General features: G+C 67.7%; 9 protein-coding genes and 2 pseudogenes. 4 read left to right on the forward strand and 7 right to left on the reverse strand.

Going from position 1 to position 20,444, the window contains the following annotated elements:
• Positions 1-63: 63 nt before the first annotated feature.
• From ACZ7SW_RS38525 to ACZ7SW_RS38540, 4 genes are all read right to left on the reverse strand, one after another.
• On the reverse strand, positions 64-501 hold the full coding sequence (locus tag ACZ7SW_RS38525; protein ID WP_470235298.1) for an integrase core domain-containing protein: 438 nt from the start codon (positions 499-501) through the stop codon (positions 64-66).
• Positions 422-1,048, reverse strand: coding sequence for a DDE-type integrase/transposase/recombinase (locus tag ACZ7SW_RS38530; protein WP_470235299.1), 627 nt, complete (start codon positions 1,046-1,048; stop codon positions 422-424). Before ACZ7SW_RS38530 ends, ACZ7SW_RS38525 begins: the two co-directional genes overlap by 80 nt.
• 35 nt (positions 1,049-1,083) lie before the next feature.
• Entirely contained in the window at positions 1,084-1,521 is a 438-nt protein-coding gene (locus ACZ7SW_RS38535; RefSeq protein ID WP_470235300.1) for a transposase, read from the reverse strand.
• A 665-nt stretch (positions 1,522-2,186) separates the two neighbouring features.
• Positions 2,187-2,558, reverse strand: a complete 372-nt coding sequence (locus tag ACZ7SW_RS38540) for a hypothetical protein (protein ID WP_470235301.1) — start codon at positions 2,556-2,558, stop codon at positions 2,187-2,189.
• Positions 2,559-3,606: 1,048 nt separating this feature from the next.
• On the opposite strand from ACZ7SW_RS38540, the gene ACZ7SW_RS38545 reads away from it, so the two are divergent.
• Complete coding sequence (locus ACZ7SW_RS38545; RefSeq protein ID WP_470235302.1) at positions 3,607-4,317, forward strand: hypothetical protein; 711 nt, start codon at positions 3,607-3,609, stop codon at positions 4,315-4,317.
• Positions 4,318-4,344: 27 nt separating this feature from the next.
• Positions 4,345-7,434 carry a hypothetical protein gene (locus ACZ7SW_RS38550; RefSeq protein ID WP_470235303.1) on the forward strand — a complete coding sequence of 1,030 codons (3,090 nt, stop codon included), beginning with the start codon at positions 4,345-4,347 and terminating at the stop codon, positions 7,432-7,434.
• Positions 7,435-7,458: 24 nt separating this feature from the next.
• Here ACZ7SW_RS38550 and ACZ7SW_RS38555 read toward each other — a convergent pair.
• Positions 7,459-8,418 (reverse strand): annotated as a pseudogene (locus ACZ7SW_RS38555) (IS256 family transposase); the annotation flags it as partial.
• Between the two features lie 640 nt (positions 8,419-9,058).
• Between ACZ7SW_RS38555 and ACZ7SW_RS38560 the strand changes: the two are divergent.
• Positions 9,059-9,317 (forward strand): annotated as a pseudogene (locus tag ACZ7SW_RS38560) (IS1380 family transposase); the annotation flags it as partial.
• Positions 9,318-10,300: 983 nt separating this feature from the next.
• Here the strand turns inward: ACZ7SW_RS38560 and ACZ7SW_RS38565 are convergent.
• Positions 10,301-10,687, reverse strand: coding sequence for a hypothetical protein (locus ACZ7SW_RS38565; protein ID WP_470235304.1), 387 nt, complete (start codon positions 10,685-10,687; stop codon positions 10,301-10,303).
• 638 nt (positions 10,688-11,325) lie between these two features.
• Entirely contained in the window at positions 11,326-17,082 is a 5,757-nt protein-coding gene (locus tag ACZ7SW_RS38570) for a hypothetical protein (RefSeq protein WP_470235305.1), read from the reverse strand.
• Between the two features lie 373 nt (positions 17,083-17,455).
• Between ACZ7SW_RS38570 and ACZ7SW_RS38575 the strand changes: the two genes are divergently transcribed.
• Entirely contained in the window at positions 17,456-17,695 is a 240-nt protein-coding gene (locus tag ACZ7SW_RS38575; RefSeq protein ID WP_470235306.1) for a hypothetical protein, read from the forward strand.
• Positions 17,696-20,444: the final 2,749 nt, after the last annotated feature.

The raw sequence follows: 20,444 nt of genomic DNA on the forward strand, positions 1-20,444 counted from the left end.
AACTCGTCGGGCACCAATCGTCGCGACAACTCGTCCATCACAAGTCATGATCATGCTCGCACCTCAACCGCCATCCAAGTGAGACACGCTCTTAGGTGGTGCTGGTTTTGCCTGGTCGGCGGGCTGGTTGATCCAGGCCGCATCGGGCAGCTTGGGCGGGCGTGGGCGGCGCGTGAAGCGTTCGGGGTGCTCGGCGTAGGCCTGGTTGAGCGTGGCCTGACGCTGGGTGCGGATCTGCTCGGCGGTGCCGAAGTGCACGGACGCGGGAGTGTGCATCCCGATCCCCGAATGCCGGTGCTCGTGGTTGTAGGCCATGAAGAAGCCGTCGCAGAACGCGCGGGCATCTTCCAGTGACCCGAATCGTTCAGGGAAGTCGGGCATATATTTCAGGGTTTTGAACTGGGCCTCCGAATACGGGTTGTCATTCGAGGTGCGGGGACGGGAGTGGGACCGGATGACACGGAGATCGACGAGGAGTTCCGACACCGGTTTCGACACCATCGCGGTCGGCGTGGATGGTGTGCGGCTGACTGCCGTTGCGGTTCATGGCGTCGTCGAGGAGATCTTTCGCCACGACCGCGTCCTCCGCGGCGGCGACCAACCAGCCGGTGACATAGCGAGAGTAGATGTCGAGGATGACGTAGCATTTGTACCAAATTCCTTTCGACGGTCCTTTCAGTGCGGTGATATCCCACGACCACACCTCATTCGGGCCGCGGGCGACCAGTTCGGGCCGGACCCGGGCGGGGTGGGCGGCCAGCCGGCGGCGTTCCCGGACCTGGCCGGCCGCGCGGGCGATCCGGTACATCGTGGAGACCGAACACCAGTACCGGCCTTCGTCCAGTTCCCTGGCCCAGACCTGCGGGATCGCCAGGTCCCGGTAGGCCGGGCCGCTCAGCAACTCCAGCACCAGGTCCCGCTCGGCGGCGTCCAGGGCCCGCGGCGGCGGCGCGCGGGGCGGCCGCGGACCGTGCACCGGCCCTTTCGGGTTGACGTGCCGATAGTGCGTCGCCCTCGATATCCCGGTCAGCGCGCACGATTTCGTCACCGAAACCTCCGCCGCGCGCAGTTCGGTGAACGCGGTCAGGACGTCCTCGGCGGCTGATCGTTGTCCGTGCTCTCGGAGAGTTCTTCCAAGAGCGCGTGTGCTTTTCCCATGATGTCGAGCGCCATCCGGGTTTTCGTCAAATCAGAGGTCAGTTTCTGGTTCTGCCGGCGGAGTTTCTCCAACTCGATCTGCTCGGCCGACTTCTTCGCCCGTTTCGCCGGTGTCCCCGAATCGGCTGCTTCACCGTCCAGGGATCCCGCGTCGCGGGCTCGTGTCCATTCGATGATATGAGAAGAGTACAAGCCTTCCCGGCGCAGGATCGCGCCCTTCTCCCCATTCGGGGCGTTCTCGTACTCGGCGACCACGGCGAGCTTGTACTCCGCGGTGAACGCCCGCCGTGACGGACGCGGCGCGGGGCCGGGCTGATCGTCGCCGGACGAACCCCGGGACTGCTTCTCGGATGGCGTGGACACGTGCACCAGGATCTCCGATCCCACCCTCGGCCAGAAACCCCCACTCACACGGGGTGTCTCACACCAGTCTGACCAAGAGGGGAACGGTATGCCGACCAGCGAAAATCTAGGTCAGCTGCGAGCATGAGCGGCAAAATCCGGAGCGCGCTGTTGCCTGCCTCGTGAACCTGCCGGTGTTCGGCCGACGTGGATGGGTCATGACAGGCATTCCCTCGGCGCTCGCGGAAATCGGAGGCACGTGCACATACGGTCACTCAGCGTATTGCTGCGCGACCGAACCGGGTCGGGCGGGGGAGTTCCCGAGCAGGTTCGCGGAGGTGGCGCCTTGCCAGCGGAGAGGGATGCGGAGTTCACAGCTGTGGAGGAAGCTGCCGGGGACGTTTTCGTTGGCATTTCGGGCCGACGTGCGTGCTGGCACGGCGTTGCTGGTGACGCGGATCTCTGAAGCGGTGCGAAATTGTGGCTGGAACGGGCGGAAGACGATCGAATTGTGGGACCGTGCGGTCAGGGCGCGCCGTCCGTTGCGCCTGTCCGGGCCGGTTGACACCGGCCCGGAGGATCGGGCGAGTTCTGTTGCCGTTACCGTATCCGGTGCGGGGAATCAGAAGGACTCGGACCCCGTTGACGTGTCGTTTGCTGGCTCTGTACACGCAGCTCCAGTTTCCTCAGATGATCGTAGCGACGGTGGCGCTGGCGCGGATTCGACCGCCGAACCGGCCCGATCCGAGGCGGGAAATGCGTCCGCTCCGGTCGGCGTTGACCAGGATGAACTGGACACCGTCGCGCTTCGGTCGGTTCCTGCTCGCAAACTGGACGAACGGGATCCCGTGTGGCTGCGGTCGAGCGAACCATTGTTCCGGCACGACGGCAGGTATCCAGACATAATTTTCGTCAGAGGCGTGGCTCCGCATGTCTTGTGCAATTACGGCTGGATAAGCCGTACCGCGGAGTTCGCCGTGCCCGCCGTCCCCGCGCTGCAGGGCAATCTGCGGGCGCTCATCGAATCGCTGTTCGCCGCAACCGGCCACGAAGAGCAATCATTCCTCTCCGCCTGCGTCGCGGCGGCCATCAACAAAAAGACCCTCACCAGCGTCGACGGTCTGACGGCGCTGGTGCATCTCGACCTGGCAGCCGCCGACGCGTCCGAGCGCAGCATCGGGCCTGCGCCGCCGGAAACCCTGGCGGAGTCCGACCGGGTTTTCGGTTGCACGCCGGGCGACCTGGTATGCAGGCGGATCGCGGGCTCGCGGGCCGAGTTCATCGCCATCGAGCTACACGCCATGGTGCTGCTGGGCCAGGACCGAACCGCCTCATGCAAGCGGCGCGACTGCGGCGACCGCAGGGGCCCGCACAGTGCAGAAGTTCACAGCTGCCGAGCTGCGTCTGCCCGTAGCGCCGGTGCTCACCCGGAAGGTCATCCCGGACCGGTGACGGCTGAGCGCCTAGACGGCGGCGGCGCTGGCCGTCAACCGTCCCTCCCCCCGGCTCACAGGCAACCACCCCGCGCCCGATCGGGCCAAGATCCATGCGCAGCTCGCCCCGGAACCGGACGGAACCCTGTTCGGCGCCAACACCCTGGTCACCTCGCGACGGCCGGGCGTCCCGCTCGCGCCGAGCCTGGCGGGCTCCGGTCGGCAGGCCTGCTTCTGGTTTGGGGTGGCGGAGTTCGGCGGTGCTGTGCTGACGACACCCGGCAACGCCGTCTGCCTGCGGGCGACCACTGTGGACCGCCGCCCGGTCTTCGGTCTGAACGATCCGCTGTATACGCACCCGACGTTGCAGACACGTGCGGAGGTTGGCGTGTGGCCGGCTGAGGAACAGGCGAGCGCGAAAGAGCGCCTCGTCCGTCCGGCCGGACGGACGAGTGGGTCAGGGGATCGTGACCCGATAGGACAACGTCCGCCGCCGATCCCGCCCGAACCCGTGCACTATCCTCCCACTGCAGACACACCCGGTGGGCTCGCGCTAGTGTCCGCCGACGCGCACGCGAACGGGTGGCCGACGCGGATGTACGCGGGTCACAGCTCTACTGAGCACACGGGATCTAGCTCGCCATCAGACCGGGAAGGGCCGCTCTACGTTTACTTGGAAGTCGTCGGCGGCGCGTTCGTCGTCGGCGACAGTGACGTGATCGACGCCCGCGAAGCCGCCGATGCGATCCTGCGCAGTGGCGGGTTCGTGGCGACCGACCCGTTCACGAAGGTCCGCGTCGTCGTGGTCTACCAAGGCGACCCGGACGAGGTCTGGCAGCTGGTCGCGGAGTTCTCCGTTTCGATGCGGCGCGCGGGCCCGTATCGGCACATCGAGGCCGCGATTGTGCCGCTGTCCAGCCTGGACATCCTCGCCCAGCCCGAGGCCCGTGACTTCGAACTTGTGTCCGTTCTCCGGTCAGACGACGTACGCGGGGTGCCGTTGCGCACCGCGGATGGCTTCGCACACGGATTCAGCTTCGCTGCCTCTCGGTTGCCCGAGATCCGTGCGAGGTCCCTGACGACGCACTCCGAGCGCGTGTTCGGCATCTCCTCCACCGGCCCAGACGGCCAAGTCGTGCACGAAGCCGCGATCCCGGCGCAATGGCGGCTCGACGACGGGCGGACCCGTCCGGTCTGGCTCTACCTCGACGCTTCGGCGGCCGACGGCTTCCTGGTCGGCATCCCGGGCGCGCTCCCGGTTGAGATGAGCCCGGAGCGGCTCGCCGCCGTCGTGTTCGAGGACCCGGGCTTCCGTGAGGCGATCGACGCGCTGGTCCGCCCGGCATTGAATGTCGTTACCCTCGAAAACGCGCCCGGCCACTAGCGCACCGGGCGGTTCCTGGCCGAGCTGATGAGGCTGAGCGGCGGCAGCTGGGAGAGCAACAGCTACTCGGGACGGGTCGAGTTGCAGCGTGGCGTCCTGGTCGTCCCGCACCCGTACGGCTTCCACCACCAGCCGACCCTGTTCAAGGCTGTGGACCTGTTCCATTCCGGCTCGGTCTTCGGCCTGCCCGCTCAGGACGGCGAATGGTCGCGGACGGAGATGGAGCGGTTCGCCCGTCTCGTCCGCGAGGGCGGCGTCACCAGCCCGGAGTGGGGCGACGCGGACCCGGTGTTCGTACTGGCGCCCGGCACCGGCAGCAGCACGACTGTGTCCCACACGACGGGCTTCCGCACCGAGGAGAACGGCTACTGGCTAGGCACCGGGTTCGCACAATTGCCTGAGTTCATCGGTCTGCTGGCCGCCGCCCCGGACCGGCCGGTCGTGGTCCTGACACCGCACGGCGCGGCGCGCAACCAGTTCGGAGGCTTCGGCTTCGACTTCGCCTCGGCGCTACACGAGGCCGGCCTGTTCCCGGACGTGCACTCGCCGACCGGCGACGGCGGCCTGCGATGGCATCGCGACCAGCCGTCCGACTTCGCCCTCGTGTCCCGGCCGCGAGCCGGCGACCTCGATCTGTTGCCGATCTATGCCGCCGCTGGCACTCCGCGGCTACTGCTGGTCCGCTCGCCTGGCGATGCCGAACTGGTCTCCGCGTTGCAGAAGTGGGCACTCGCCGCGACATCCGACGCCCCGGGCACGATCACGGTGCCCGCGGGGACTGTCCGGGCACCGTGGCACGGCTCGTCGAAGCCGCCGGTCATCGTCCTGGCCCGACGCTCACCGACCGGCTATCTCGGGACGAGCCGGGGCCGGGTGCTCGACTTGAGTTCGCGGGCGTTGGTCGACGTCCTGGCCTATGACCGAATCCTGCGCTATCTGCTCGGCCGTGGCGTGGCAGGCGGCGACCTCGTGCGCGGCCAGGAGCCGTCAATCGTGCTGGCTACGGTCGACGGCCCGGTGGTGGGCAGACAGGACTTCGTCAGCGGATTTGCCTCCGGCGGGTACTCGCGTACGGTCCACATCCCCGACGCACCGGTCGAGTTTCACCCGGACGGCACCCTGCACACCGCAATCGCGCGGTTCGTGTCCGTGCCGCCACCCGACCCGGCCGCCGGCGATGTCATCGCCTATCCCGCACTCGGCAAGGATGGGAAACACACCGGCCAGATCTTGCCGTCCGAGGATTTCGACGCACCGCGAGACGCTCTCATCAGCGTCACGACGGATCCAGACAGCCAGCGTCGCTACTTCACCCAGTTGATCGCGCCGGACGGGAGTCAGCACGACGTCGCGCTGGTCGCGCCGAACGACGACGAGTCGTGGCAGATCTACAGCCACGGACTGCCGTTCGGGATGATCGCTGCCCTCCGGACCGGGGTGGCGCACGCCCGCGGCGACTACGTGACGCTGACCGGGCACGCGGCTGCCGCGGTACTCTACGGAAGCACGATCTTCCAGGAGTCGCACCCGATCCGGACCCCACGACTGCGCTTCAACGTCTGTTACTTGAACGCGCCCGGCCTGCTCGGCGGGCCGAGCGCCGCTGAATCGATCGTGCGCGCATGGAATCTCGATCTGCCGCGGCGGCCGGTGCCCGGGGCCACCGCTGCGACGAACGTGGTGGAACTGATGTACCGCCGCGGCGCTCTGCGAGTGCAGCGCGAGGGCATATTCGGCGAGGTCGGGCTGCCGCACGGCGAGCAGCCCGTGGTCCCATACGAGGACTTCGCTGCCAGCCGTGTCGTCGAGGTGCAGCTCGAGGTCGAGCCTGGCCGCGAGACGCTGGCCAGCGAGCAACTGGTCGCGGTGCGACAGAGCGCGCAGGCCACGGCCAGGATCGCCGCGGGCCGCCGGGCACTGGCCCGCGATCGCCCGCTTCCCCAGGTGACGATCAGCGGCGGGGCATGGGCGGCCCGCGTCGAGCGCGAGTTCCGGGCCGGGCTGGCGTCGGAACACGCGGTCATGTCCTCGCTGGGGTGGACGTTCGACCTGGACGCAGTCCAGATCCGGGTGAGCGAAGCCGCGGAATCCGGCACAGGGGACATGGTGCGCGTCTCGGTGGAGCTGTCCGGCGAGCCTGTCACCGAGCCTCCTGAGTCCAGCTATACCGGTCCGACGGTCGCGAAGGGGCGCCCGGCACCGGCCGAGCACGAGGAGATGAGCCGTGGTCGGGACCTGATTTCGGTGCGGCGAGCTGACGCGCGATCCGGGATCCGCGCCGGCGTGCGAATGGTGCCGCGCGCCCGGTCGAAGGTGCCATCTGACCTGGTCAATCGACCGGTCCACGCAGAGTCGCCCGGCACCGAACCGGGGCCGCATCCACCTGCCGGTCATGCCCTGGAGGTCGGACACTCAGCCCGTGCGTTCGGCGACGTTCCGGTCGGCCGCCATTTAAGGCGGGGCACGGCGATTCTCGGGGCCGGCTGGCCGCGAGAATCTATCGACGCGGTGAATGAATTCGCTTCGCGTCTTCCGGAAAGCCCCCTTGCCGCGCTGCACAGGTTCCCCCAAGGGGCACCGGACTTCGCCAACGCCGCGAATTGGCTGAAGAGCCCTTCAAAGCTGACGCCGCTTGTTGCACGGTCTTTATCGGCCGCCTTTAAACCCGAAGTTGTCGACTCGCGGACGAATGCGGCAATCGCGTTGCTCGTTCTGGCCGGTCGGGGTTATCACCCCATCGGCTTCGACTATCTCTCCGAGCCTGATCACAGGAGAAGGGCAGACGTGATAATGAGCCGTTTAATGGCGATTGCGCTCGTCGACGGCAAGGCCCGTTCTCTCGCCGCCAGCGAGATCCCAGGCTTGGCAAGGCTGGCTTCGGAGTCGGCGTACTGGGCGGAGAAAGTTTTCGCCAAAATGGTCAAACTGGCTATGGATATTCAGAATGGATGGCGCGCTCGTCGCGGCGCCGATCTGATAGCCGAAGCCAGGATGCGGTTAAATTCTCAAAGGTATCTCGAGTGGGCGACCGTTATATACCGGTTGGTCAGCAATCGACCGGCGTCAGATCGCCACCAGTATGATCATTTGGTGACAGCGTTCGGAACCTGCCCGTGATGAGCGTTCCCGGCCTGCGCTGGCCTCAAGAAAAGGGGTGAAGTCGTTCCAGGCGCGCCGCCACACCTGAACGGCGGCCGGGTATTGCCTGCCGAACTCTTTGTTGAAATCCGCGAGGGCGATCTCGGCCGCCTCGAGTGTCGGCGCGGTGTAGATCTCGCGCATTTTCGCCGTGACTTTCCTGCGGTCGCCGTAGGAAACGAAGCGCATGGCGTTGCGGATCACGTGCACGACGCAGGTTTGGACCACGGTGTCGGGAAACGCGCCGCGGATCGCGTCGGGCAGGCCGGTCAGGCCGTCGCAGCAGGCGATCAGGATGTCTTTCACGCCGCGGTTGCGCAGGTCGGCGACCACCTTGGCCCAGAACTTCGCCGCTTCGGTGTCGGCGATCCAGAGCCCGAGGGCGTGTTTGCGGCCTTCCACGTCCACACCGACGGCCAGGTAGGCGACCTTGGACGTGACCACGCCCTTGTCCTTGACCCTCAGCCGCAGGCCGTCGACGTAGAGAATCGGGTACATCTCGTCCAGGGGCCGGGACTGCCACAACGCGATCTCGTCTGTCACCACTTCGGTCACATTGGAGATCAATTCCCGCGACACGTCCACGCCATATACTTCACGCACATGGGATTCGATGTCCCGGGTGGTCATGCCGCGCGAATACAGCGACAGGATCGCTTCGTCGACATTGCCCAGCCTGCGTGCGCGTTTCGGCACGATCGCCGGTTCGAACGAACCGTTCCGGTCGCGCGGCACCGCCAGCTCGACCGGCCCGTTCGAGGTGGACACGGTCTTCGAGGATTTGCCGTTCCGGGAATTCCCGGAACCGTTTCCGGCGGGGTCTCCTTTCTCATAGCCGAGATGATGGGTCATTTCGGCGTCCAGCGCCCGTTCGAGCACCGCTTTGGTCATCTGGTTCAGCAGTTCTTGCGCACCCAGCGCCCCGCCGTTCGCGTACGCGTCTTTCACCAAGGCGTCAAGCATGTCCGGCGGCAACGCACGGGCGAGCGCCTCGCCGGCCGTGGAATGCGCGGCTCGTTCAGATGTGTTCTCAGTCACAGATGAAGCCTTCCTGGGACGCCGTCAGCGACCCGATCCTGGTCCATCCGTGGCTTACACGGTTGTCATGACACGGCCCCCCGGACGGGAATGTCGCTGTCGGCGGTCTCCCGGATCTGGCGGGCGTTCGGGCTGAAACCGCACGCACGCTGTCGAAACCTGGAAACTGCCGACCGCGCCGCAATTCGTGGACAAGGTCCGGGACGTCGTCGGCTTGTACATGGCTCCGCCGAACAACGCCCTGGTGCTCGCGGTCGACGAGAAAACGCAGATGCGGGCGATCGACCGGACGGCGCCGACCCTCCCGATCATGCCGACCGCTCCGGCGCGGATGACACACGACTACGTGCGCCACGGCACCACAAGCCTGTTCGCCGCCTTCGACGTCTCCAGCGGAGCAGTGATCGCGCAACACTATCGCTGGCATCGCCACCAGGAATTCCTGCGGTTCCTCAAACTCATCGACGCCGCAGTCCCGAAAGAGCTGGACCTGCATCTGGTGCCGGACAGCTACGCCACCCACAAAACCCCGCAGATCAAGAACTGGCCGCGCTGTAACGGGAACGCGTCGGCGACCGCGCCTGATTACAGTATGGACGCTGGTGATACGCTCGTCATCGACCTGGATGCGACGTTGGTGACGGCGCGCTGGGAAATGGAGCGCGCCGCGCCGAATTTCAAGCAGGGTACGGGTTTCACCCGTTGGGCGCGTGGGCCGACCACGGCGCCCAAGGGACCGGCGAACCAGTGGCGGCGATGTTGCCGGCAGCAATACGGCAGCCGATCACAAGCCGGTACGGGCCGCCGCTCTCGGTCAACTTCCGTCGAGCCGAAACCGGGGTATCAGGTTGGCCGAAAAGTGCCGATTCCGGCGGCGGCACCCACGACGGCCCTGATCTCGACGCTGGTCGCGCTCGCGGCGGCATCGTCGATTCAAGTGGGGAACCTGGTGCTGGACAACGGTTGCTCCCGTCCGGCCCGGCTGGCGCGCGAGCTCGCGGCCACGGGAACGGCCACCGGCGGCCGTCTCGAGACCGCGGAAGATTTCGAAGCGGCCGGACTGCCGTTGCCTTCCCCCGCGCGACCGGGTACGTGCCGTCGGCGGGCACTCCGCGGAAATCCGCCGGCTCCTCCGCTCACAGGTGTGCTGTCCGGCTCCCGTGCAGACCCCGCCGCCAATCCGGAAGCACCCGGACGTCGTGGCGTTCAAGGGGAATTGCGACGCGGACCGATCCGCCGGCCCGCCTCGCCGCCTTGCCCGGAGTGGCAGACGAGCGGCTGGCGGGCCTCGAATTGTGCTGTCTCTCGGGCCCGGTCGGGGAAGCGGCACCGGATCCGGCAGTTGCGCGACGAGCGGCGGGCCAACCTGACGCCCGGCGTGCGGCGGGAGGCTCTCGAGAAGCTCCCGGAGAATCTCAAGGCTGGTTCCTGGCGCCGCATCCGGGTCGCCGACCCTGCCGCGCCGCCCTCCAAACCGCGATATCCGGCCCCTTCCCCAGCACCGTGCGCTTCCCGTCGATCCGCTCACCCGCCGACCGCATCGTCGACTGGCACAGCTGCCCCGCCCCCCGCCCCCGCCACCACGAGATCACGGCAGGCCAACGGCTGCCTGATCTGGGGTCCAACAAGCCTGGACACCGTCGTCACGGAACTCGCCGCCCTCGTCGGCGCGCTGCCGGTCACCGCGGCCCGGGTGCCCGCGGACCGGCAATCCGGCCCCAGCCCGGTGGCGCAGGCGATGCCCGGACCACCATGACGCCGCTCCGGGAGAAACGGCCACCGCACCCGGCGATCCGCCCGTTCAAGTTCACGAACTGCTCCGGGCCAACGGCAATCGGGCGATCAGCGTAGTCTCCGAAGAAAACCGGAGGGCGAAGCGGACGGGATCTTCGAGCTGCAGCGGCAGACGCGGCGAATAGGCCATGATCGGCGTGCTCTCCGGTCCCAGCGTGATTTCGCTGTCCGGTGGCACGAGCAACCCCGGCCGAATCGAGAACCCTCGGCGGCCGGACTCGTCTCCTCCCCAGCACGACGCGGCGGAGCCCAGCCACACGTCGTCGTAATCCGGGCTGTAAACCTCGACCAGATGCGCGGGTTCCCTAGTCGAGTTCCGGATCGTCAATGAAGCGACAACCGGCCGGTGCGGACCGTGCCACGTCACGCAGCCGCGGTCCGCGACGAGGTGAATGCTCATCTGCAGCGGCCTCCAGGCGTTTCACAACTATTTATCCGGGATTGCCCTGGCCAGGGAAGAAACGTGCGGCATTGACCGATCGAAACCGGATCACCGGCACGACCTGACGCAGCTGGATGCCATTCGGAATCGAAATCAGTCGTTTGGCGGCATCGCCTGGCCGACAGCTAAACCTGTTCGAAGGTACCAGTCCACGACGCATACGCGCTCGACGGCAGAAGCCCAGGGCAAAAAAGCAGGACACTGTGCCCGAGGAGCCCGCCGCAAACCATGCACGACGACATCGCAGTCAACCCTCAACATGGACAAGGCAGGCCCTGTCTCCGCCGCACCGCGGCCGGTCGGCTACCGGCAGGCACCCGTTGCCCGCCAGAGCGCTGCCGCTTCGGTCCTTGATCGACTCCTTGTCGTTCAGCCTCGGCACAACACGCCAGCCGCATCGGCTTCGCCCCTCCGCGGGCAGCCGCTGACGAGCCGCTGCCGTTGCAGCGTAGCTTCCGGACTATCCGCAAGCGACGCATTGAGTGCCTTGTTCATGCCCGCTCCATGCTCCTCGCCGTCGGTCGAACGCGCGATCCGCGGCGCGCCGACCGCGCCGGGGAGAGGTTGAGCCGGCAGATCGGACAGCGCCAGCCCGATCACGTGAATTGACAGGTGGACAGGGCAGACCGCACCGCCCGCACCGGGTCCTCAAGGCCGGGCACGCCGGCGAACCTGTGCTCGAGGAACTCGTACCACTTGAGTCCCGGACCGCTCAAAAGGAAGGGGTTGGCGGATCGCGCTAGGGCAACCGCGGCGTCGTACCAGGCTGACTGCGCGGCGGGGTCGGCTTCCTGCCAGCCTCTCCACAGGTACTGCACGGATCGGAACATCCAGGCGGCCGCCCGCTCGCCGCCGATTTTCGCGTGCATGAGGCCCGCCACGTGCGGTACCACCAAGGCAAGCGCACGCTCTCCCTCCCCGTCGGCCAGCGATGCCAATGTGGCGTAGACGTATTCCAGCCGCTTCCGGTAATTCGTCATCCGGAGATACTGCGGGCCGAAATCACCGCGACCGCTCAGAAAAAGACCGGACAACGCGACGGCTGCCGACATCCGGGCGTTCGGGACCGTTTGCCTGCCCAACGCCCGCAGTGTGTCCGGACCAATTGGCGATCCCGGCCCGGGCAAACTGGCCAGCGCAAGTTCAACCCCGGCGAGATCAGGCGGCTCGGGTCCTCGCGTGCGCAACGCGGAGAACGGATCGTGCGGGAGCGCCCGGGCAACCTTCGAGACCCCATCGGCAATTTCCCACAGGGCCCCATCGGAGGTCCAGTCCGCAGACGTGCGATTCGGGTCGAGACCGCGGCGCACCTGAGCAGGCTCGTCCGGTGCACGCGGCTCCAGCGGCTTCCCGACGCGCGGAGACGGCTTGGCCGCCGTCCTCACAGCTACCGTGGCTGGCCCGCGTTCTTGCCGGCCCGGGTGGTGCCGGCCGGCTGGTAACTGTTCCTCGTAGTCCTGTTTGGACTGCCAATAGGCAGCCGCCGCGGCCTGCTCGGCCTGTTTCGCGGGCCCGGGATTCACCTCAGTGTCGATCACCGCGGCCAAGCTGGCCGGGTCCGCGTTCTCCCTGGCGGCCCGTTGTCGGGCGGCAGTCCATTCCTTGTCCCGCGCCGCGAATTCTTTGGCTGCGCGCACCAGCTCCGCCGGCAGGTCCTGGGACCGATCTGCGCGACGGACCACATATCCCTGCGCGAAATCGACATCCACGACAGCGGTGCGTTTGAATCCGGCTCGGGAAACCGGCTTGGCGACGATCCGGAACCCGGCGCCATGCGACCAGACACTGGTTATTCCTGTTTGCTCGGCCTGTTCGCCCGCAACCGGCGCCGCTCCGCCGCTTACCTGCTCCGTACCTTCCTGCTCGTGCTGGCCGCCCCGCCTGCCGAGGGTCTCCGCGGGGAGCCCGTAGATGCCGAATCCGCCCATTGGTTTCCGATTCGGATATTCCGCCGAATCCGACGGCTGCGGCAGCCCTCCGGCGAGGATCGGCACCACGCGCACGGACTGCTCGTTGCTGGTCTCGATCGTCGTCTTCCAAGTCTCCGTCGAAGCCGTCAAGCCGTCCAGTTCGATCCGGGCGCTGACGCCCTCGAGCGTGCCGCGCCCAGACAGCTTCGAATGCACGCTGAGCTCCAGCCCGAGTCCCGCCGGCAGATCGAGGGGTAAGCCTTCCGGTCCGCGCTTGTCCAGGAACCCGGCCACCCGGCTCGGCGAGAGCCCGTCGCGCAGCATTCTGCGGGTTTTCGCGTCTACCTCGCCGCCGGAGTCTACGATCAGCTGTTCTGCCGCTTTTACCAGGTCGTCCACTCGGCCGTGAAAATCGAGCACCCGGAACTTCGCGGGATCGGCCGGCAGGGGGGCGGGGACGGATCGCCACCAGGCGAGAGAATTCTCCTCGGCGGAGAGAGCCGAGCGCTTGGTAGCTTTGCCCTCCGCCAGCGTGCCGGGGCGACGAACCGCGGTGTCTTCGACCGGCGTGAGCATTGTGATATTCCGGGTGACCGGCACAGCGGCGACGCGTTCGCCGTGGCGCTCGATCCTGACGTCGAACAAGGTTTCGACGTGGTGCTGAGCCAGCGCACCCCGGACCACCTCTTGATGCCGGTGCGTGGTCAGCCGGGATTTCGTCTTCTCCCTTGCCTGTTTGAGCCACTCCACGACATGGCCCAAGCCGAACCCGAGCTGGCCGTATGGTGCCCCGTGCTCGCCAGGACTGGCCTTGTCGGCGGCGACCGCGTCCTCGCTTTGGAACCGGGCGAGCGGGATCGCCATGGTGACGGCCTCCAGCAGCACCCGGGTGATCTTGTCCGCGAAATTCCGGAGATGCCAGCTGATGCTGGTCTTGGTCAGCTCGGCGTGCTTGATCCCGTCGAGTACGGGCTCACCGATCGGCTCGGCCCCGACGCGCAGTTCGTAGGTCTCCCCGGTGAACCGGTCCTGGAGACGCAACGGGACACCCGTGCCGCCGTTGTGCGCGTCGCTGATCGAGGCGGGCTTGTACCGCGACAGGTAGGTTTCGATAGCACGGACGTTGTCGTGCCCGGTCTCCAGCGGGGAGTCCGGCAGCAGCCCATCGGCCTTCTTCTTGCCGAGAGTCTGCACCAGCTGCCGGTGCAAAGTCTCGATGAGGTCCCGGCTGGTCAAGTCGACGGGTTCGAAAGACCCATCAGCCCATCTCGGACCGCCCACCGCGTGCCCCGCGGGCACCGGGCTGAGATCGCTGTTCGCGGGTTCGGCAGACGCTTCCGGCAGCTGTGGCGGCGGGCCCGCCGTCTCGGCTGCGCGCTGGGCGTCCACCTCGGCCTGGATGCGGCGGATCGCGTCGAGCTGCTCAGGAAGCGCCAGCAAATCAGCTGGACGCGAAAGCTCAAACCGTCTGGCCGCGCGCCTGACCGGCTTCGCTTTGAACAGGGCCCAGCGATCCCAGTTTCCCTCTGTGCGGGTCTCCACCACGATGGTGACCTCGACCGTGGCTGTGGTGCGGCGAGCCTGCCGCGGCGCAGACGACAGCGACGCTTCGGTGGAAACAACCGTCCGGCGACCGGCCTGGCGCCCCCAGCTCGTGGCCCAGAATTTCCATTCGGAGGTAATCGCGCCCATTTTGTGGGTGGTAAGCCCCCCGGTGACGTCCGCGTTTCCGCTCAGCAAGAGAGCGGTGGGCTCGGCGAACCCGTCGACCGTCCAAGTGCCGCCCTTCTCGGTGCCTGTCGTCGTTTCCCCGGCAAACGTTTGCACCGGCTGCAGCCATTCGGTTTCCTTGGGCTCCGGATCTTCGTAGGGCTTCGGATCGCGCAGAAGAAATGACACGCTCACTGCCGCCACGGCGTCGCGGCGCGCGGCCTTCCACCGAAACCCGGTCAGCCTGGTCTTGCGCGTGAACGCGCGCGGGTCGTGGCGCACCGCGTCCTCGGAGAGGACCATCTCGATCAGCTTGGAATTTTCGCGGTCCTGGAACTTCCAGACCGGGTCCGCGGATGCCTCCGCGAGCAATTCGGCCACCGCCGCGCGGACGTGCTCCAGCCCGTAGATGCGGTTGATCTTGAGACCGTCGAGCTTCTGGGACAGCTCTTGGCCGAACTCCGGCATCCGGTTGATCGAAACGTTTTCCAGTTCGACCTCGTTCCGCGGCTCGACCGTTTCCTGGAGCTGGCCGTGCGAGGCCGGCAGTTCGAGAACCACATCCACGGTCACCGTGCCGCGTTCGCGGCCGTCGGCGTCCGCCTTTTCGTCGACGATCACCAGATCGTGCAGGTCGGGGACGCGTTTGTCAGTGAGTCCCATCGTGACGCCGCGCACCAGCTCATTGGGTCGCGACCAATGCTTTCCCGATACGGCGAGGGCGATCCTGGCTCGGTACCGGTGCAGCGGCTCCGGCCGGACATTGCCGGATTCGTCGACTTCCGTGCCACGGACGCCACCCCTCGACACGGTGCGCGAATGCCCGGACTCGAATCCCTTGGCCCTGCGGTAAGAGAGCTTTTGCCCGCCGGTCAGCAGGCCCATGCCCGCACCCAACGCCGTGTATGCACGGATGATCACTCCGCCGGACGATAACCACGACGTGTCGTGCCGGTAGGAGACGCCTTCCTTGTCCGACAGCGATTCACCGGTGACCGGCCCGTCTGCCGGACCGAGGTCCTCCAGGTCGCCTTCCAGGCTCGCGCTGACCTCGAACCAAGCGTGGTAGTCGTGTCCACGGCCCGGTTCGGGTTCTAGATCCACAATCAGCGGCCGGTGCGCGACCATCTCCGGCGCCCGCCGGGTCAGGGCTGCCGCTGAGACTCCGTCGCGGATCTCGTCCCGTCTGGCCAACCTCCGTCTCTCCGCCTTGGAGGAGCCGCCGGCCGGCACCGGATCGCCGGGCCGGGCCACGAACTTCGTGTTCCGCCATTTCCACCGGTGATGACCGGGCAGCTCTGCGGCAGAGTCCAGCATGACCTTGGCGAGCAGCTCGCTGACCTCGCCGGCCCGCAAGGCCGTTTTCACCGCGGCGGCCACCACGGCGTCCCGCGCGATCGGTCCGGTCGCCTCAGCGGTGATGCCCGCTTCTTGTGCGTCGGCGGCAGCCGCCCAGTGATACGCCTCGACCGCGTCGCGAATGATGACCGGCGAGTCCCCAGGTATGCGGATCTCGCGGTGGTAGACCACTTGGTACCGGGTGAGCTGGCCGGTGTAGGTTCGCGTGGCGCGCGCTTCCGTCGTGCGGCCGTGCGTTTGGGTTCGGCTGCGGCCGGCGCCGGCTCCGACGCGGGGACCGCCCGCGATCGAGGCAATGCCGATGTCGGCGCCCGGGCCGGCGGAGATCGAAATGTCTCCGTCGTGCCCTGTTGTGCCGGAACTTTCCGCGGCGGCCGAACTCGAAGCCTGCTTCTGGAACGCGGCCCCGGCAATTGTCTGGTCGAAGGCCACCTGGCGGGCGATCATGCGCATCGCCACGCGCTGGTCTTTGCGCCACAGCAGCCGCGTGGCCGGATTGCCTGCCGGCAGCAGCGCGGGCGACGACACCCAACCCGCACCCGCCTTGGCCTGCTCAGGCGTGACCGCCATCTCCGGCAACCGCTCCTTGATGTTGTCCGCGCCGAGGAAATCGTGCAGCACTCGATACGAATCCGCGTCGAGCTCGCCGAGCAACGCCGCCGCTTGCGCGGCCAGGTCGCTTCCGCCGCGCAGGCGCTTGCCACGATGCCAAGCAATCGCGTCGTCACGCAGATAGGGAAACTCGACCACCGATGCGGGCAGCTCGACCGGCATCTGAACCGGGCGGCCTTCCCGATGCAGGCCGACCGGCACCGCCAAGTCGACCCAAATCTCCGTCGCGGCATGCACCCGCGGCTGCGTCGGCGCGCCGTCCTTCCCGAGTGGGGAGAACACGAAGCGGAATGGCACGCGCACCGAGCGCATGCCCCCGTACTCCCCCGTGCTCGGCGTGTCCTTCGGGGAGCCGGCAGGCAGCGAGACGACAATCTGCTCGGTCTGGGCAGAGGCGTACGTCGTGCTGCGCGAAACCGCCGAAGCAGTCGGGACCTTCAGCGAACCGAGGACATAGATTCCGGGCACCGCCGGAGCGAAAACAGACCACTGCGAGGCGGGAGCCCGGTTGATCGACAAGCTGACGGCGGAGGCGTGCTGCCGTTCTGCCGCTGCGGAACTCGCCTCGGGTTCGGTTTCGACGTGCCGCGCTCGCGACCAGTCGATCCTGGCACTGACGAGGCGACCGCCGCCGAGCCGCAGGATCTGGCCCTTGCCAAGGAAGGTCGCGGTCTTCACTTGCAGGGCGCGCCGCAGTTCGTCGAACTCGGCCGCCGATCCGTCCGGCACCGACCTCTTCACTTCGGCGATGAGCTCCGGCACGCCTGTCACTGACCCGAGCGGCACGGCCGCGCCCAAGCCCTGACTCTCGAACAGGTACCGCGGCAGCGGGTGCCCCTCGGTTCGGGAGGGGCCGGCGCTTTCGCCTGTATCCGCCGGTTCCGGCCGTCCCCCGGCGCGCCGGGGGACGGCGCTGGGCTCGCTCACCTGCCAGCACCCCGGCGACCGCGCACCTCGTCCCGGATCGGCGCGGGGTTTGGCTTCTGCTGCGGCGATGCACTGCGGCCACGTTCCCAGTCAGTCAGCTGGATCATCTGGGCAACCTTTCCGAGCAGAATGCGGCTTCGCATCCCGTCCTGCCGTGCGGACAGCATCGCCGGACCGGCTCCGAGAACTCAGGCCAGCCGACGGAACCATGACGGCGCCACTGCTCGGAACACGTATTGCCACCGCAGCGGCGATCTGCTCGACCGAGGTCCGTCAGCTCGCCGAAGCGACGATCGGCCGGTGCGCCGCTGGCCGATCGTCGCGCACCTCCGAATTTCTTCATAAGGTTAACCGGAAATCGCTCGACGTCGTCGTCAACCGGCAGCGGGAACCGAGGGCGTTTGCACCGGCGACCGGCATATCGAAGGTGGTGGTTGATCGTTGGTAATGGGTGCCTTTCGCCGATCCGATGCCCGGCACCGCACCAGCCCGGTCCGGTCATTGCGCTGACTCTACGCTCGGGACACGATCTTCGAAGCGTCCATTTGGGCATGACCCTTTACCCGGAAACACGCAGCTCCGCGCGCGGACACCGCGAATGGTGGCACCTCATCGCGCAGGGTGGAGCGCCCCGGCGATGGTCGGAGGCCGGTCGGGCTGGTTCTGGACCGCTGCTCCGGCGTCAGCGGCCGTGGCGTGGAACGTCCGCTCGTACCCGGCCGGAGGAATGTTCCCGCGGAAAGAATGTAGCCGTTCCGTGTTGTGCCAAGCAACCCATTCCATGGTGGTTAATGTCACGTCCGTTGCGTTCTCCCGGTCTCCGAACGTGCCGCGCCGACTTGGTCGAGCCGTTCGGCGTAGCGAATGGACGTATATTGAACGCCTCTGCCGGAATGATGGACAAAACCGTCAATGTTGCCTTCTGTGCTGCCTCCGCGTGCCCGGATCGCCATTCCAGGGCGTCGGGTGCGAGGTCGGCGCCCGGACGGTCAGCGACCCGCCAGCCGACGATCCGGCGGGAGTGCGGGTCCTGGACGAACGCGGTGTACGCCCAGCCGGCCGCGGTCGCGACGCAGGTGATGCCGGCGACCCGCCGCTGGTCCGGCGGGTCTGCGGTGAAGTCACGTTCCAGCAGGTCACTTGGCCTGTCCGTACCCGGGATGGCGGTCCGTGGCCGTTTACGGGCCGCGGTCACCCCGCTGATGCCTGGCTCGCGCATCAGCACGCTCGACCGCGCACCGCGCCACCTTCCGACAGGGCTGGCCCCGTGCCTTCCGTGCCCCGTACCGGCCACGGTCCGGCTCGCGCCACTCCTGCGGAGTCTCCTTTGTCGGCTATTCGTCCCGGACCGCGCGGGCCGACGGCGTCGACTCCCGTTTCTTCGCCGCCGGATACGTCGACGGCGGCACCTCGGGCACGGCACGGACCGGCTCGACGCCGGACTGGTCCCGTCGGGTATCGATGAACTCGACTGGCGCGGCGGTGTCGGGTCGAGTTCCCGGGCGGAAAACGCCGACGGTGCCTTCGGGATCTCGTTCGCTCGGCGCAGGTCGCGATTCTCCCGCTCCGGCTCAGCGATCCGCGGAGTATCACGTGTGGACGTGCCGGTTCGTTTCCCGCTATCGACGGGGCTTGCCGCTCCCGGGTCCGCAACGCCTCCCGGTGCACGCCGAGCCGGTCTGCCGCCCGAGCGTTCACACCCGTCCGCTCGCCTTGCCCGCGTAGCTCAAAGACCATCCGGACCGCACGTTCGCGCAGCTCAGGCGAGTACCTCCGCGGTGGTGCCACAACTCCTCGCCCTTCCGGGCATCAGAGCCTCCAGCCAACCCGGGGCGATCCAGGAGGACCGGCTGACCGCCGGAGCCGGTGGGTACGGACCGAAGCCGCCGGGGCCTTCGTTGGCCGAAGGCGCCTGTGCTGGCCGCGGCGCCCTTTCGGCCCGGCCGGCGTCGGCGAGGATCATGTCGCAACCATTCGAGGCCGACCAGCGTTTATTCGGGAATCGGCCGACCTTCTGATCGAGCGCCGTTCCGGTGGCGGCCGGACAGATTGCGGAGAAACAATGCGCAAGAAGCTCGCGATGGCAGCCGGAGCGGGGCTGGCACCGTCGGTGCTGTTCGCCGCCGACCGCGATGCCCGCTCTGGCGGACCCTCGTCTGAGGCCATCCGGAACGGGGCCACCCGGCCGCGGAGCTGCTGGCCGAAGCGGAGCCTGGATCGTTCGGCCGCGGCGGCCGAACTTGCCTCGGCCGATGGGCTCGTGCCAACCCGGTATCAACCCGGGAAGAAGCGCTGTTTGCGCCGGTCCGCCGAAAGACAGCGACACACTCGGGTTTGTCTTCTGCCAGTCTGCGTTCTGCGTGCTCAAAACGCTTCCTCGGGCGAAGCCTTACCCCCGGGTGCCGCCGCCGGGCCAGTGATCGCGCTGTCTGCCGGTGCACCAAGAACCGCCGCCCGAGTTCGTCGCCGGTGATTCAGTCGCCGTGCCGGCTATGGCGTGCGGGTTGTGGGGTTGTCGCTGGGCGCGTTCGCTCCTGCGTGCTGATTGCCGAGGGGCAGCTCGGCAGTGCACGCTGCCTCAGGCGGATGGGCGGAATGAACCCCGGCAGTTGGGCTCACCGTGGTTAGCCTATGAAGACCGGTTCGGCGTCCAGGTCCAAGTCCCGGCTGCGGCCCGTGCGGCCGGTGCGGCCGGTCGCCGAGGGCTGCTGTGCGCGTGCGGGAGACGGTCTCGGCGGCAGGCGGATTCGGCAGTGCGGGGCAGGACCGTGTCGGGCGTGCGCGGCGGATTTCGTGCCCGACGTGGCACCGTCGTGCCACGGGCGAGGCGGAGTTCAGCTCCGGTTTGGCGAGGGGACGCGGAGCGGTGCCGGGCGCGGGCGGAAAACTGCCGGATCGTGCGGCCGGCCTGGCGCGATGTCCAGTGGCGGGTGCGCAGGGGCAAGTGCGCTTGTTCGGCGGTGCGCCGGCTTGGTCTTGGCGGCGACCGGTTTCGGGCCGGACGGGTTCGCACGCGGTGGCATCAGTGCGTGCGGAGTCGCGGGCGGACGGTTGCGGACGAGAGGGTCCGGCAGGATCGCCTCGTCCTGCGTGCGAGGCCCGTTCCGGTTCGGGCAGCGCGGCTTGGCGGTTAGGACGGCCTGGCGGCCAGGCTCGGTTGGACAGGCGGGGGACATGCGGTCGCGGATGCCTGCCAG

The sequence above is a fragment of the Amycolatopsis sp. NPDC114484 genome, assembly GCF_055633755.1.

What these genes read in the sequence shown, in the direction of transcription:
- ACZ7SW_RS38525 (WP_470235298.1), bottom strand. Translation starts at nt 501, where the DNA reads ATGGTGTCGAAACCGGTGTCGGAACTCCTCGTCGATCTCCGTGTCATC.
- ACZ7SW_RS38550 (WP_470235303.1), top strand. Translation starts at nt 4,345, where the DNA reads ATGAGGCTGAGCGGCGGCAGCTGGGAGAGCAACAGCTACTCGGGACGG.
- ACZ7SW_RS38565 (WP_470235304.1), bottom strand. Translation starts at nt 10,687, where the DNA reads ATGAGCATTCACCTCGTCGCGGACCGCGGCTGCGTGACGTGGCACGGT.
- ACZ7SW_RS38575 (WP_470235306.1), top strand. Translation starts at nt 17,456, where the DNA reads ATGACGGCGCCACTGCTCGGAACACGTATTGCCACCGCAGCGGCGATC.